The following is a 14137-nucleotide window of genomic DNA, read 5'->3' as shown; positions in this document are numbered from 1 at the left end:
CGAATATCGGTTATTTTTAGGGAGTTTTTCCCTAATTAATTTAAAGGACTCTATACATTGCATAGACACAGAACGTATCGCCCATAGTCCACCGTCACATATATCAGTAATCCACAAATCATCTACTGCAAGCCGCAAGTAAATCATACATAGCACATCGCCCACCGCCCCAACCAGTAGCATAGAACACTACGCGTGGCATATTGTCACATGGTACAGTAAAATCCATTACTTTTCCTATTCCATAAAAAAAGCTGCCTCCCAAGTAGATTTCACTACTTTTGAGACAGCTTCTCATATTGTACGAATAGAACAACAGTAGCTAGCGAATAAAACTGTTAGCAATCACTTGCCATTGTTCACGGGTTAAACTCTCATTCAGTCCATCATTTAGACTACGAATCGTCTGGCTGGCTTCATCATACCAATACAAAAGATTCCGGGAAGACCAAGTCTGCTCCCCCTTCTCTGTACTCGCTGCGATAAAAACTGCTTCTTTACCAGTACCTGTCATTGACCATTTTTCGGCAGTCTGACCTTCCAAGATAGACACTTGCGATATACCACCCATATAGGCGCTCTGATTTAAGGATAGTTCAATTGTTTGATCCCCCTTATGGTAGGTAAGCTCAGCACTCTCTATGGCATTCACAGCTATCTTCTCTATAAATAGCTTTTGGCCTGTTTTATCGACCTTTGCTTTTTTTTGAAATTGTTCAAGCATTTCTTTATATTCCTTGTCTATCGGCCAGTAAGGAGGAGCAGCTTTAAAAGTGGCGTACTCAAATTCATAACCATTAGCGAGTATGGAAGGCAGCTCGGGCCAGAAATCCCCAGTCCCTTTTAATTTTTTCACGAAATCTTGATGATTAGAATACACCGGAGAACTGAAAGCGAACTGCAATTGATTTCCATAGCCTAAACCTTTGGCCAACTTAGTAAACTCAGTATCATTCACATAATAAGCAGCCATTTCTCCAGCATTCAAGTGAGCAAGCACCTGCTCTTTATAAGTCGCCAATAAACTCAGATACTTCTCTATCGCAGGAGAGGTCGAAGGAATAGGAGTATTATAGTGCACCGTCTGTACAATAGCCTTCCCTCCGCTGTTCACTAGCGTAATAGCTCCATCCGGAGGTTGCGTGATATCAATTGTAGACTGGCTACCATGTTCCGTTAAATCTCCAAGTCCAGACAGCTGAAGGGCACCAAATCCGAGCATCCCCAGCAATACAGCTGCGGAGACCCCTGAGAGAAGTCTTTTTCTAAATTTAGATGGATGCGGGAGTATCTTCGCTTGCTTCTGCATAACGGGATCTCCCGTCTCTGAGAATGGCTCCCGTTCGTCTCTGAGATTCGTCATTTCTCCGCCCATCGTTTTCTGTTGATCATGAATTGCCATTACCCGATTCATAACTGCTGCTTTTACATCTAGTTCGTCGCAGTTCCCCAATGCGTCCATTTTCTTTATCATTTTCTCTTCAACACAGCTTCGTTGCCCCACCATTCCGTCCCCCCTTTCTGAGCATTCATCGTTTTGCCAAGCTTCGCAATCGTACGCCTGTATTTCTTCTTCACAGCATCCGTATTCTTATCAAGGATCTCCGCAATTTCCGGGAAGCTCTGTTCCTCAAAGATTCGCAGCACTAACAAGTTTCGCTCCTCTGTCTTCAGCTTCGCGAGGGCAAAAGTCAGATGTTCGTTAAATATGTAACGGTCCATCAACTGTTCCGGGCTTTCTGCAGGCGGATCTGGTTGAAAAAGCGCCATAAGTCTCAAATGTCTTTGACGTTTGCGGATCAGGCTGAGGCAATGATGATAGGCAATTTTATATAACCAGGAAGAAAAGCTCGCGATGGGACGATACGTGCCTATATGCTGATATGCCTTCACCAGAATATCCTGCACCGCATCCTCCGCTTCCGTGCGGCTCCCAAGCAGCCGGCTGCAATAGCGGTAAATCGGTTTTTGAAAAGCTTCGACGATAAGGGCATAGGACTCTACCTCGCCTGCCTGTACCCGAACGACGGTGTGTTCTATCCCGTCCAAAATCAGCAAACTCCCCTTTCACATAACCGTATAACCTTATAACTCTTATGATCATCCAAAAGGGACACTTTGGAAATATTTTTTTCATGAAAAGAAACAGACTGGCACATAATACCCTCATTCCTATAACAGAAAGGAGTTTCCGGATGCCAGCAGCCATCAAAGGCACAATTACCGTAGACGGCCAAGAGATAACCATCACCAACCCAGAGAAGCTGCTATGGCCGGATTGCGGAATTACAAAACGGATCTATCTGGAAAAGCTCGCCGCCCTCTCTCCCTACCTGCTGCGCTATTGCCGCGATCGGCTGCTTACCGTTATTCGTTATCCGCACGGTGTCTCGGGAATGTCCTTTTATCAGAAAAATGCCCCTGATCCTCTGCCTGCCTTTGTCCAGACCGCTGTTCACGAGAATATTAATTATATCAAGCTGCAAGGTTTAGCTGAGTTGATCTGGCTGGGAAATCTGGCTGCTCTGGAGTTTCACCCTTCTTTGCATTATGTAGGCAGCGATCTGCCTTGTGAGTGGATGATTGATCTAGACCCGTCACGTGAAGTCGAGCCCCGGATCATGGAAGCAACTGCAATCGTAGGGACGGTCTTAACCTCTCTTGGTTTATCTTCTGTGCCCAAAACCTCCGGCGCTACGGGGGTGCAGATCATAGTCCCTATCGAGACCGGTGTTACTTTTGACGGATTGCGAAAAATCGGACACTTTGTCGGTCGTTATGTCACCGAGAAGCACCCCAATTTATTCACCTTAGAGCGTCTGAAGAAAAATCGCGGAGATAAAATATATTTTGACTACCTCCAGCATTACAGTGGCAAAACATTAGCTGCACCTTATACACCACGCGCTAGGCCGCTCGCTACTGTATCCACACCATTGCTCTGGGAGGAGGTTCGGCAGAACGTATCCCCTACTGATTTTCATTTGCTCAATATTGAGGAACGCTTGCAACGTATGGGGGATCTTCTGGAAAAAGTACCGCCGCAGCCTGTCCAACAGCTCATCGCTAAGCTTCCATAGGGGAAAACCCCACAAATAATAAACCCCAAAAACAGCAATAAGCCCGCAGCATCAATTCACGCTACGGGCTTATCAGGCGTCCCACTCAAGGACAGAAGGTATATTGTATAAGAATACGGCATATCGAGTCTTGTTCACCGTATTTATTGCTCCATTATTCGTAAAAATACCTTCTTTCAGATAATAATACTAAAGTGCCAAGCTAACATAATTTAAACTAATGAATTGCTTTCTTCTTGAAGCGGCCGCCTTTAACATCATGAATGTTACCTATTGCGATGAATGCACCTGAATCCCAATCCTCAACAATGGATTTAAGCTTAGCTTCTTCCAAACGGGTGATAACCACGAAGATCACTTTTTTGTTCTCCCCGGAAAATCCGCCTTCTCCATCTAAATAAGTAACACCACGTCCAAGACGCTCCGTCAAAGCTTCACCGATATCCCGGAATTTATCACTGATAATCCATACCGATTTCGACTGATCGAGACCCTCAAGTGTAATGTCAATTACCTTGAATGCAATGTAATAAGCAATTAGTGAGAACATCGCATTATTCCAACCGAACACAAATCCAGCTCCGGATAAGATGAACAGGTTGAAGAACATAACAACTTCACCTACAGAGAAGGGAAGCTTCTTTGCTACTAGAATAGCAACGATTTCTGTACCGTCTAAAGATCCGCCAAAACGTACAACTAACCCTACACCAACACCAAGAATAATACCGCCAAACACGGCAGCAAGCATGGGCTCAACCGTAAAGGCACTCACATGATGCAACAATGAAGTCCCAATAGACATAAGTATGATTGCATATAAGGTAGATAAAGCAAAGGTCTTACCGATTTGCTTATAACCAATTAACAAGAACGGAAGGTTTAACAGCGTCAATAAAATCCCCAGAGGAATATCGAAAAGATATGATAAAATAATGGAGATACCTGTAATTCCACCATCAATCATTTCATTCGGTACGAGGAATATTTCTAGTGCAACGGCCATCATTGCTGCCCCGATGGATAACATGATCATTCGCTGGGCGAACTTAGCCATTTTATGTGTTCCAGTCTTCTGGAGTTTGCTCTGTTCCTCGTTGGCAATCATTTGTGGACTCACATTCATAGAACTCCCCCTACAATTTAACAGTATAGTTTTGAAACATTCGGAAGTATAATTATTATCTATACTTTCTTACATTTCTTCTTATACAATTATTATATCACAAAATAAGCCCTAATAATGAATGGAACACGATATATCCTTCGAAAAATTCAGATTAAGTCCCCTTTCCAGTCATAATAGCGGAGATAACAACTGACACAGCCCTTCACCGAGTTTGACAATTCTCCCTCTCTCCTTAAACTTTACAGGATCAATAAATTCACTGTGCTTTTGATCCTTCTCAAATCCTCTGACAAGTGGAGATATAGCATCCGGATGCAGAAGCACAGCAGTCAATTCAAAGTTAGAATAAAAGCTGCGCATATCCAGATTTGCACTCCCCACCGTAGCGATCAGCTCATCGATAATCATGATCTTGGCATGCATAAATCCTTTCGTATAGCGGTAGAATTTCACCCCTGCGTCTTGTAAATTTTCTAAATAAGACAAAGAAGCATGATAGACAAGCATATTATCAGGCTTCGCCGGAATAATAATTCTTACATCCACTCCACGAAGTACTGCGCTTTTCAAAGCCCGGCAGATGGAAGGATCAGGAATAAAATACGGAGATGTGATCCAAATCCGATGTTTTGCTGCGCATAAAGCGGCAAAATACATCTCTTGAGAAGCGTCAATTGCAGCATCTGGGCCACTCCCAACAATCTGCACGGCTTCTTGCGCCTCACAAGCATGTTTTGGGAACAGACGCGGATGGCTCATACTTTCGCCAGAGGCCAATCTCCAATCCTTTAAGAAGACATGCTGAATATAATATACCGAGTCTCCTTCTAGACGCAGATGGGTATCACGCCAATATCCCATTTTGAGATCCTTCCCCAAATAATCATCCCCTATATTCATTCCACCCGTGAAACCAACGAGCCCATCCACCACCAGAATCTTCCGATGATTGCGGAAATTAAAACGACGCTCCAATAAAGAACTAATCGGAGGTAAAAAAAAGTGAAACTCTACTCCCGCATTTCTCAACACACGAATGAATCTTCGGCTTAAATGATGGCTGCCCAGACCATCACAAAGTAACCGCACCTTAACGCCCTGACGCGCCTTCCGAATCATAACATCTTGAAACTGCTCCCCAATTTCATCATCCCGATAAATATAGAATTCCATGTGTATATGTTCTTTCGCCTCTTCCATTGCTTCAAGCATAGCATCATATGCTTCTCTAGCAGTAGATAATACCCTGCTCTTATTGTGACCAGTAATCGGTCCTTCTGCGATTTTCGAGAGCAAATCCAATAGACCTTTATTATTCTCAAACTGAGCGTTTCCACTCTCAGTAACATCCTTTACTACCTTAATATTGCCAGAGACATGCGAACGAATTTCACGAAAGAGTGAAATACATCTTTTATTTAATTTTCGATTCTGTCTATAATCACGGCCCAGAAAATAATAGAATGCAAGGCCAAGCGGTGGACAACAGAATGAAATGAACAGCCATGCCATAGCTCTTTGTGGGCGACGGAACTCCATAAATACAATTACTGCGATCTGTATAATAAAAAGACTTAGAATTATCGCAAAGGTCTTCAATTCACTACCTCCTCCATTAATAAAACAGTTGCAATAGACTCGCTGCGACGACTCTAGTACAGGTTTTGCCGTAACTCTCTTTCTTTATTCATACAAACCGTTGTCATGTTCCCGAAAGATATGGAATACATAGAGTAGTAAGACAATTCGGGATGAGCCTAATGGAAGTAAGGTCGTTAGCTTCGTGTATCGTAAGGCGGCTGCCATATGCCGCAGAAAGGAGAAGCCATGAAGAGTCAGCCAGATCATAACCGGATTACGCTGCTCGTCGTAAGGGATGCCGGGCGCCCCGTCAAACAACTCCAGATCTCAAAGCCACTTGCGTTCGCCCTGCCGGCAGCAGCAGCTCTGTCCCTCTCCAGTCTGGTCACCTCTATGCATTTCCATGCCTCGCAGTCGATCTCACAACTGGAAGCTGAGGCAGCCGCACTATCACTAACCAATCTCCGCATGGAAATGAAGGTCGCTGATAAGGATAAAGATCTTATGCAGCTACGTGATCAAGTCAGCGAACTATCAGAAGAGGCAGACAGTATTAAAGACAAGCTGAAGAGTGTAAACGCGCTGGAACAGGAGCTGCAGTCATTGATTAACAAAAGCAAAGGCTCCGCCGCAGAAACCAATGAATCAAAAACTGATTCAACCGCTTCAAATTCAACCTTAGGCTTATCAAACCGTAATGCTATACCCATACCTAATGAAACATCCTTTAAAAGTGCAATAACACCACAGGTAGGCGGAGAATATATCGCGGCCTATCAGAACGAATCGCTAAATCTGGTGGAAGAAACAAAAGACGACTTTGAAGAGATCCACAGTATGCTCGATGAAATGGTGGAAAGTATTACGCAGACCATCACTCAAGCGGAGCATGAAAATAACGTACAAGCAAATCAACAAGCAAAAAAGGCTAAGGCAGAACAAGCCAGACTAAATGCAGCAGTGCTCTGGCCTACTGATTCCAGGGTCATCTCCTCAAGCTTCGGCTATCGAACAGATCCCTTTAAGGGCTTATCCGCGTTCCATTCGGGTGTCGATATTGCCGGGAACTTAGGCGATCCTGTATATGCCGCCTTAGATGGAGAGGTCGTTACCGCCGAGCAGATGGGCGCAAGAGGCAAATATATCGTGATTAAGCATTCCAACGGTCTTGAAACCTGGTATATGCATCTGAAGGGAATGATTGTATCTCCAGGGGACAAGGTTAGCAAAGGCCAGAAGATCGGGCTACTTGGAAACACGGGCCGCAGCACAGGACCTCATCTTCATTTTCAAGTAGTGAAGCAGAATAAAACTGTGGATCCATTGAATTATGTTAAACCTTAAGCATTAATGTCATAACAATATGATTAGGAGGAATATATACATGTGGAACAAGCGGCAGCAACGAGTCCCTTTCAAGTCTACTGACTCTCTGATCGGGCACGGGGGTACGCTCGAGGGTAAAGTGCATTGCGATACGAACCTGCGGATTGAAGGTACCTTTAGCGGTGAAATTATATGCAGTGGTGTAGTCACTGTAGGTGAGGAAGGCACGGTGCGCTCCAGTATTAGAGCAGAAGAAATCGTTATCGCTGGTAAAGTATATGGAGATGTTACTGCGGATCGTAGGCTCATTATGACTGGTACCGGCGAGCTACACGGTAATATTTCTGCAGGAGCACTCAGCATTATGGAGGGCAGCCTGCTTAATGGGTCCATCGCCATGCAAGAACAGCCCACCTCTGAACAAGCAGGTGAGCTCAAAAGTAATACGAAAAAGGACAAGACAGCCAAACGTTCCTCCAAAGCAGAAGAAACGCTTGAAGCCGGTTAAGTTTATTTTTATCCAGCAACGTCCCGTTTACGGAAGACAAACCAGGAAACAGCCAAGAATAAAACATAATACACTGCTAGTATACCAATAGAGAAGCCAAGTGTAGCACCACCTGGGCCAATATCAGATCCAATGTAAACCCTTAGATCCATATGAGTGAAAATTAAGTATCTGGCCCATTCGAACACATCAGGATTAAGCAAAGCCGCGAAAATGCTCTGGGCGAACATGATAAACATGGATAAACCAATCGCCAATCCACTTGCACGGAATACGGATGAAATCATAAAAGCAAGCGTAACCGTCAAGAAAAGAGTGACGTAGCGGCATAGGAGATCTAAAAAGGAATACTCAGCAGGGCTCCAAGTTACAATTGAAGACAGTGCATCTCCAGCTGGGTTGGCGAAAATAAACGATGAAACTAAACCAAAAACAATCAATACCACAGTACAAAGCAAGCTAAAGAGCACAACACTAATGTATTTTGAGAGCAAGATCTGGGAACGACTCCACGGGCGAATCAGCAGCATTTTGATGGTTCCCCAAGTAAATTCGCCCGCTACGGAGTCAGCGGCTATAACAACAACGAAGATCGTATTCAGGAAGAATACAACACTCACTATCATTTGGAAGCTGTCCCAAACGCCTAAGCGTGATGCTGGGTTATCCGTTGTGAAATACATAAGAGCCGGAAGAAACGCACTAAACACTGCTAGAATAATCAGCATCACCCATGTGCGGGCACGACTATATATCTTGATGTTCTCATTATGTATCAACGCTGTAAAATTACTCAATTCCTTCACCTCCTGTAACCTCTAAGAATTGATCCTCTAGCGTACGGGCAAGTGATTTGATACTGTACACTTTAATCCCACCAGCCACTAGTCTGGCATTAAACTCAGCAATATCTTCACGTGCCGCCTCAACTACAAGCCCACCGCTCTTTAATGTTCCTTGTCCAATGAGCGCAAGTGCAGCTTCGGCATCGTCAACCTCAAACAAGGTTTCTCCGATAGGCATTGTAACATTGCCAACCTCTTTTAGTTGTTTTACCTCCAGCAGTTGCCCATTCTGAATAATGGCTACACTGTCACACATGAGCTCCATTTCGGAAAGTAAATGGCTGGAGACAAATACAGTTGTTCCTTCTTCACGACAGAGTAGGCGAAGATAGTCACGAAGCTCACGTATGCCTTGTGGATCAAGCCCATTGGTTGGCTCATCTAGAACCAGTAGCTTCGGCCGGTTTAGTAGCGCCTGAGCCACTCCAAGTCTCTGGCGCATCCCTAGGGAATAAGTCTTTACTTTGTCATGAATCCTTTGACCAAGCCCGACCAGCTCCACAACTTCATCAATCCGTTGCTTACTGACCCCCGGTACCATCCGTGCAAATTGTCTAAGATTCTGATACCCGGACAGAAACTTGTACATTTCAGGATTTTCTACAATAGCCCCAACACTTGCGATAGCCTCTTTATAATTATTTTTAATACTATGACCACTGATCAGGACGTCCCCACTGCTAATGGAAATTAATCCTACCATCATCCGTATTGTTGTCGTCTTCCCTGCTCCGTTTGGTCCCAAAAAACCGAATATTTGACCCGGTGGGATATCAAGTGTTAAATCGCTCACAAGCGTCTTAGAGCCTATTTTTTTGGTAACTCCCTGCAAACGTGCAACAGGCTCAGACATCATTTCTGTATTTGACACAGTATCACTCCCTTTCATTTACAAACAAGTTTACCATACCGTTTTTTTCAGAAAATTACAAAAAAGAAACAGTCTAACGTTGTTTAAACCGAGGCTTCGATTCGATTTGAAAAAAAAGGACCTGGCCTCCCGCAAACGGAAAAGACCAAGTCCCTTATCTCACATCATTCAATATTTCGTTATTTCAGTAGCAACTAATTAGCCACCAACGCGTGCAAGCTCACGCATATTCGCTTCAAATGCAGCCATCAAAGCAGCTTCTCCGGTCAATCCGGTTTGCTCCACTTTGCGAATCTGCTCCATCATCCGCTTGTAATCCTTCGGAATAACACGAACAAACTTCGGCAAGCTATCTGCCCACTGATCCAGCACCCGCGCTCCTGCCTCACTGCCTGTAAGCTCTACATGACGGCTAATCAGCCCACGCAGCTCTTCGATCTCTTCAAGCTCTTCTACTCTTTCGAGCAGTACCATTTCGAGATTGCAGCGGCCGACGAAGGATCTATCTGGGTCGTAGACATAAGCGATACCGCCAGACATCCCAGCCGCAAAGTTACGACCTGTTTCGCCAAGGACAACCACACGGCCTCCAGTCATGTATTCACAGCCGTGGTCGCCCACGCCTTCTACAACAACCTTCGCTCCAGAGTTACGAACGGCAAAGCGCTCACCAGCGATACCGCTGATATAAGCTTCTCCGCCTGTCGCTCCATAGAATGCAGTATTTCCGATAATGATATTGTCTTCAGCAGCAAAGGTAGCTTTCGGAGAAGGCTTGATAATAATCTTACCACCCGACAGTCCTTTACCAACGTAGTCATTGGAATCGCCTTCCACCGTAAGCGTGATCCCCTTAGGCACGAATGCCCCCAAGCTTTGACCAGCTGAACCTGTGAAATGAAGACGAATCGTATCGTCAGGCAAGCCGGCTGCCCCGTATTTACGAGTCAACTCGCTGCCAAGGATGGTTCCAACAGCACGATTAACGTTCGTAATCGGCAGCGATGCTTCTACAGCCGTACCAGACTCTAGTGCAGGTGCAGCCAGATCCAGCAGTTTGGAGACATCAAGTGTCTCTTCCAGACCATGATTCTGACGTTTACTGCAGAAGCGTGTGCTTCCCTCTGGCATTTCAGGCGTATGCAGCAGACTGCTCAAATCTACGCCCTTCTTCTTCCAATGCTGCGAAGCTTGAGCAGCGTCTAAGCAATCTGTACGGCCTACCATCTCTTCAATCGTGCGGAAGCCAAGACTCGCCATAATTTCGCGTAAATCCTGCGCCACGAAGGTCATAAAGTTAACCACATGCTGCGGATCACCCGTAAAGTTCTTACGAAGATCTGGATTTTGTGTCGCAACACCAACCGGACAAGTATCCATTTGGCAGACACGCATCATGATACAACCTACAGCTACTAGTGGAGCAGTAGCGAAGCCATACTCTTCAGCACCAAGTAATACAGCTACTGCCAGATCGCGTCCGCTAAGCATTTTTCCGTCTGTTTCCAGAACAACACGGTCACGCAGATTGTTCAGCATCAACGTCTGATGCGTTTCAGCCAAGCCAAGCTCCCATGGAAGACCTGCATGACGGATGGAGTTCATCGGTGAGGCACCTGTACCTCCGTCATAACCGCTAACCAGGATAATATCAGCGCGCCCTTTGGCTACGCCAGCAGCAATCGTACCTACTCCGACTTCAGATACGAGCTTAACATTAATGTTTGCACGTGGATTTGCATTCTTCAGATCATAGATCAGCTCTGCCAAATCCTCGATCGAATAAATATCATGATGCGGTGGAGGAGAAATCAAGCCCACACCAGCTGTTGAGCCACGCACTTCAGCCACCCAAGGATAAACTTTACGACCTGGAAGCTGTCCGCCTTCCCCTGGTTTAGCACCCTGAGCCATCTTAATCTGGATCTCATCAGCGTTAACAAGGTAGTTCGAGGTAACCCCAAAACGTCCGGAGGCTACTTGTTTAATCGCACTGCGACGGGAATCGCCATTGCTATCCGGGATATAACGGGCTGGGTCTTCTCCGCCCTCACCAGTATTACTCTTACCACCGATCCGGTTCATTGCAATAGCAAGTGTCTCATGCGCTTCCTTACTAATGGAACCAAAGGACATCGCGCCTGTCTTAAACCGTTTCATAATAGATTCAACTGGTTCTACTTCTTCTATTGGAATCGGTTCATAAGCGGACTTGAACTGCAATAAGGAACGAATCGTCAGATGCTTTTCACTTTCACCTTGAACAAGTGCAGCATATTTCTTGTAAATCTTATAATCTCCACTACGCACAGAGTGCTGAAGCAGATGAATCGTCTGTGGGTTGAACAAATGCTCTTCCCCATCATTTCGCCATTGATAATCACCACCGGAATCAAGCACTTTATCATTTCCGTCTTTATCCGTGAAAGCACGGTTATGATGAATAAGTGCCTCAGTTGCCACTTCCTCTAGGCCAATACCGCCAATGCGGGAAGGTGTCCAAGTAAAGTAACGATCCACGAATTCCGAGTTCAGACCCACAGCTTCAAAGATCTGTGCCCCCCGGTAGGATTGAATAGTCGAAATTCCCATTTTGGAAAGAATCTTAACTACGCTCTTAGTCGCAGCTTTAATATAGTTCTTCACAGCCTTCTCATGCGAGATTCCACGCAGTAAGCCCTGGCCGATCATATCATCCAGGCTTTCAAATGCCAGATATGGATTCACTGCACTCACACCATAACCGAGCAGAAGTGCATAATGATGGACTTCACGAGGTTCACCGGATTCGAGCAAAATACTAACTTTTGTCCGGGTTCCTTGACGGATTAGATGGTGATGCAGACTCGATACCGCAAGTAGAGCTGGAATCGCAGCATTCTCACTGTCTACACCGCGGTCCGTCAGAATCAGAATGTTATGCCCTTTAGCCATAACGCGATCAGCAGCCTCGTTCATACGTTCAAGCGCGATACGCATTCCTTCTGCACCGAGCTCCGCTGGGAAAAGAATTGGAATAGACATCGACTTGAAGCCCGCACGGCGAACATGACGAATTTTAGCAAAATCTTCATTCGAAAGAATCGGTGTGTGCAGCGAAATTTGGCGACAACTTTCTGGTTCTGGTTTTAGCAAGTTACGCTCAGGACCAATCGTAGTTGTTGTGGAGGTAACCAGCTCTTCACGAATAGCATCGATTGGAGGATTCGTTACTTGGGCAAACATTTGCTTGAAATAGTTATATAAGCGCTGCGGACGGTCCGAAAGCACAGCGAGCGGTGCATCATAACCCATGGAACCGACAGCTTCAGCACCGGTAGATGCCATTGGCTCAAGCACCTTGCGCAAGTCTTCAAAAGTATAGCCGAATGCTTGTTGTAGCTGCTGCACATTGTCATGCTTAGGATTTGGCAGCTCAGGCGCATCTGGAAGCTCCTCGAGACTGATCAAATGCTCATCCAGCCACTGGCGGTAAGGCTTCTCGGAGGCGATAGCCGATTTGACTTCCTCATCGGAGATAATACGGCCTTCTTTGGTATCCACGAGCAGCATGCGTCCAGGTTTCAGACGGTCTTTATATAAGATGTCCTCTGCTGGAATGTCCAGAACACCCGCTTCGGAGGAGAGAATAATCATATCGTCCTTCGTTACATAATAACGAGCAGGACGTAAGCCGTTACGGTCTAGAATAGCGCCAATTTGTACGCCATCCGTAAAGCCCATTGCAGCAGGCCCGTCCCACGGCTCCATCAAAGTGCTGTGGTATTCATAAAAAGCTTTTTTGTCAGCGTCCATACTGTCATGATTGCTCCATGGTTCAGGAACCATCATCATAGCTACCTGCGGCAAGGAGCGTCCGCTCAAGTACAGAAATTCAAAGGTATTATCGAACATTGCAGTGTCCGATCCATCCGGGTTAATAACAGGTTTGATCTTGTTCAAATCTTCGCCGAACACTTCACTCTTGAACAGCGACTGGCGAGCATGCATCCAGTTCACATTACCCCGCAAGGTATTAATCTCACCGTTATGGATCATAAAGCGGTAGGGATGCGCACGTTCCCAGCTTGGGAAGGTATTTGTACTGAAACGGGAGTGAACTAACGCGATCGCTGATTCCAGCTCTTCGTTCTGCAAATCCAGGTAGAATTGTCCGACTTGTTCTGTAGTCAACATGCCTTTATATACGATCTTACGGCATGATAAGCTTGGAATATAGAAGGATTCAGCCTCTTCTACACCACCGTAGCGAATCGCAAGCTCTGCACGCTTGCGGATGACATAAAGCTTACGCTCAAAAGACAATTCGTTCGTAACTGAGGACGAGCGACCGATAAACACTTGGCGCACAAAAGGCTTAGCAGCTTTCGCTGTCTTGCCAAGCATTTCATCATAGGTAGGTACATCACGATAGCCGAGTACTTCCTGACCTTCTTCAGCAATAATTGTGCTTAAGAGAGTTTCATGTTGAGCCCGAACCTTTTCATCATGAGATAAAAAAATCATACCCACGCCATAATGGCCTTGTTCAGGCAATGCAAAGCCTAGCTTCTCAGCTTCACTTGCAAAGAAACGGTGCGGAACTTGCAGCATAATACCTGCTCCGTCACCAGAGTTGGGTTCGCTACCTTGTCCTCCCCGATGCTCCATGTTAAAGAGCATTGTCAAAGCGTTACTAACGATATCATGGGACGGTTTGCCTTTAATATGGGCTACAAATCCCATGCCGCAAGCATCTTTTTCGAACTGGGGATCATACAGGCCCTGTTTTCCGGGCAGTTCAGTGTGTCTCATCGA

The 14137-nt window shown here is 45.5% G+C and carries 10 protein-coding genes; 3 read left to right on the top strand and 7 right to left on the bottom strand.

From position 1 onward, the window contains the following. Window positions 1-322: 322 nt before the first annotated feature. Entirely contained in the window at window positions 323-1507 is a 1185-nt protein-coding gene (locus NSU15_RS04820) for a hypothetical protein (protein WP_339289409.1), read from the bottom strand. Then, window positions 1471-2049, bottom strand: coding sequence for a sigma-70 family RNA polymerase sigma factor (locus NSU15_RS04815; protein WP_052414466.1), 579 nt, complete (start codon window positions 2047-2049; stop codon window positions 1471-1473). The genes NSU15_RS04820 and NSU15_RS04815 overlap by 37 nt, the downstream gene beginning before the upstream one ends. Window positions 2050-2195: 146 nt before the next feature. On the opposite strand from NSU15_RS04815, the gene ligD reads away from it, so the two are divergent. Further along, window positions 2196-3080, top strand: a complete 885-nt coding sequence (gene ligD, locus NSU15_RS04810; RefSeq protein ID WP_076119893.1) for a non-homologous end-joining DNA ligase — start codon at window positions 2196-2198, stop codon at window positions 3078-3080. Window positions 3081-3297: 217 nt separating this feature from the next. On the opposite strand, the gene NSU15_RS04805 is transcribed toward ligD, so the two are convergent. Then, window positions 3298-4137 (bottom strand): YitT family protein, encoded by an 840-nt coding sequence (locus NSU15_RS04805; protein ID WP_231574223.1) that lies wholly within the window; start codon window positions 4135-4137, stop codon window positions 3298-3300. A 240-nt stretch (window positions 4138-4377) separates the two neighbouring features. Next, window positions 4378-5808 (bottom strand): cardiolipin synthase, encoded by a 1431-nt coding sequence (gene cls, locus NSU15_RS04800; protein ID WP_081953996.1) that lies wholly within the window; start codon window positions 5806-5808, stop codon window positions 4378-4380. 207 nt (window positions 5809-6015) lie between these two features. Between cls and NSU15_RS04795 the strand changes: the two genes are divergently transcribed. Both NSU15_RS04795 and NSU15_RS04790 read left to right on the top strand, forming a co-directional pair. Then, window positions 6016-7134, top strand: coding sequence for a peptidoglycan DD-metalloendopeptidase family protein (locus NSU15_RS04795; protein ID WP_339289407.1), 1119 nt, complete (start codon window positions 6016-6018; stop codon window positions 7132-7134). Between the two features lie 40 nt (window positions 7135-7174). Beyond that, on the top strand, window positions 7175-7624 hold the full coding sequence (locus NSU15_RS04790) for a polymer-forming cytoskeletal protein (protein WP_076119891.1): 450 nt from the start codon (window positions 7175-7177) through the stop codon (window positions 7622-7624). A gap of 8 nt (window positions 7625-7632) precedes the next feature. Here the strand turns inward: NSU15_RS04790 and NSU15_RS04785 are convergent, their stop codons facing one another. The 3 genes from NSU15_RS04785 to gltB all read right to left on the bottom strand — a co-directional run bounded on the left by NSU15_RS04785 (window position 7633) and on the right by gltB (window position 14134). Beyond that, window positions 7633-8421 carry a DUF2705 family protein gene (locus tag NSU15_RS04785; RefSeq protein WP_076119890.1) on the bottom strand — a complete coding sequence of 263 codons (789 nt, stop codon included), beginning with the start codon at window positions 8419-8421 and terminating at the stop codon, window positions 7633-7635. Next, window positions 8414-9325 carry an ABC transporter ATP-binding protein gene (locus NSU15_RS04780; RefSeq protein ID WP_139328552.1) on the bottom strand — a complete coding sequence of 304 codons (912 nt, stop codon included), beginning with the start codon at window positions 9323-9325 and terminating at the stop codon, window positions 8414-8416. The genes NSU15_RS04785 and NSU15_RS04780 overlap by 8 nt, the downstream gene beginning before the upstream one ends. Before the next feature lie 213 nt (window positions 9326-9538). After that, window positions 9539-14134, bottom strand: a complete 4596-nt coding sequence (gene gltB / locus NSU15_RS04775) for a glutamate synthase large subunit (RefSeq protein WP_339289406.1) — start codon at window positions 14132-14134, stop codon at window positions 9539-9541. Window positions 14135-14137 lie beyond the last annotated feature (3 nt).

Source organism: Paenibacillus sp. FSL E2-0201 (assembly GCF_037963325.1).
Lineage (GTDB): Bacteria > Bacillota > Bacilli > Paenibacillales > Paenibacillaceae > Paenibacillus_AQ.
This window is presented reverse-complemented; position numbering and strand designations above follow the sequence as displayed.

Coding starts and splice junctions, on each gene's coding strand:
- NSU15_RS04820 (WP_339289409.1), bottom strand. CDS start 1,507: ATGGTGGGGCAACGAAGCTGTGTTGAAGAGAAAATGATAAAGAAAATG.
- ligD (WP_076119893.1), top strand. CDS start 2,196: ATGCCAGCAGCCATCAAAGGCACAATTACCGTAGACGGCCAAGAGATA.
- NSU15_RS04805 (WP_231574223.1), bottom strand. CDS start 4,137: ATGGCTAAGTTCGCCCAGCGAATGATCATGTTATCCATCGGGGCAGCA.
- NSU15_RS04795 (WP_339289407.1), top strand. CDS start 6,016: ATGCCGCAGAAAGGAGAAGCCATGAAGAGTCAGCCAGATCATAACCGG.
- NSU15_RS04790 (WP_076119891.1), top strand. CDS start 7,175: ATGTGGAACAAGCGGCAGCAACGAGTCCCTTTCAAGTCTACTGACTCT.
- NSU15_RS04780 (WP_139328552.1), bottom strand. CDS start 9,325: ATGATGTCTGAGCCTGTTGCACGTTTGCAGGGAGTTACCAAAAAAATA.
- gltB (WP_339289406.1), bottom strand. CDS start 14,134: ATGAGACACACTGAACTGCCCGGAAAACAGGGCCTGTATGATCCCCAG.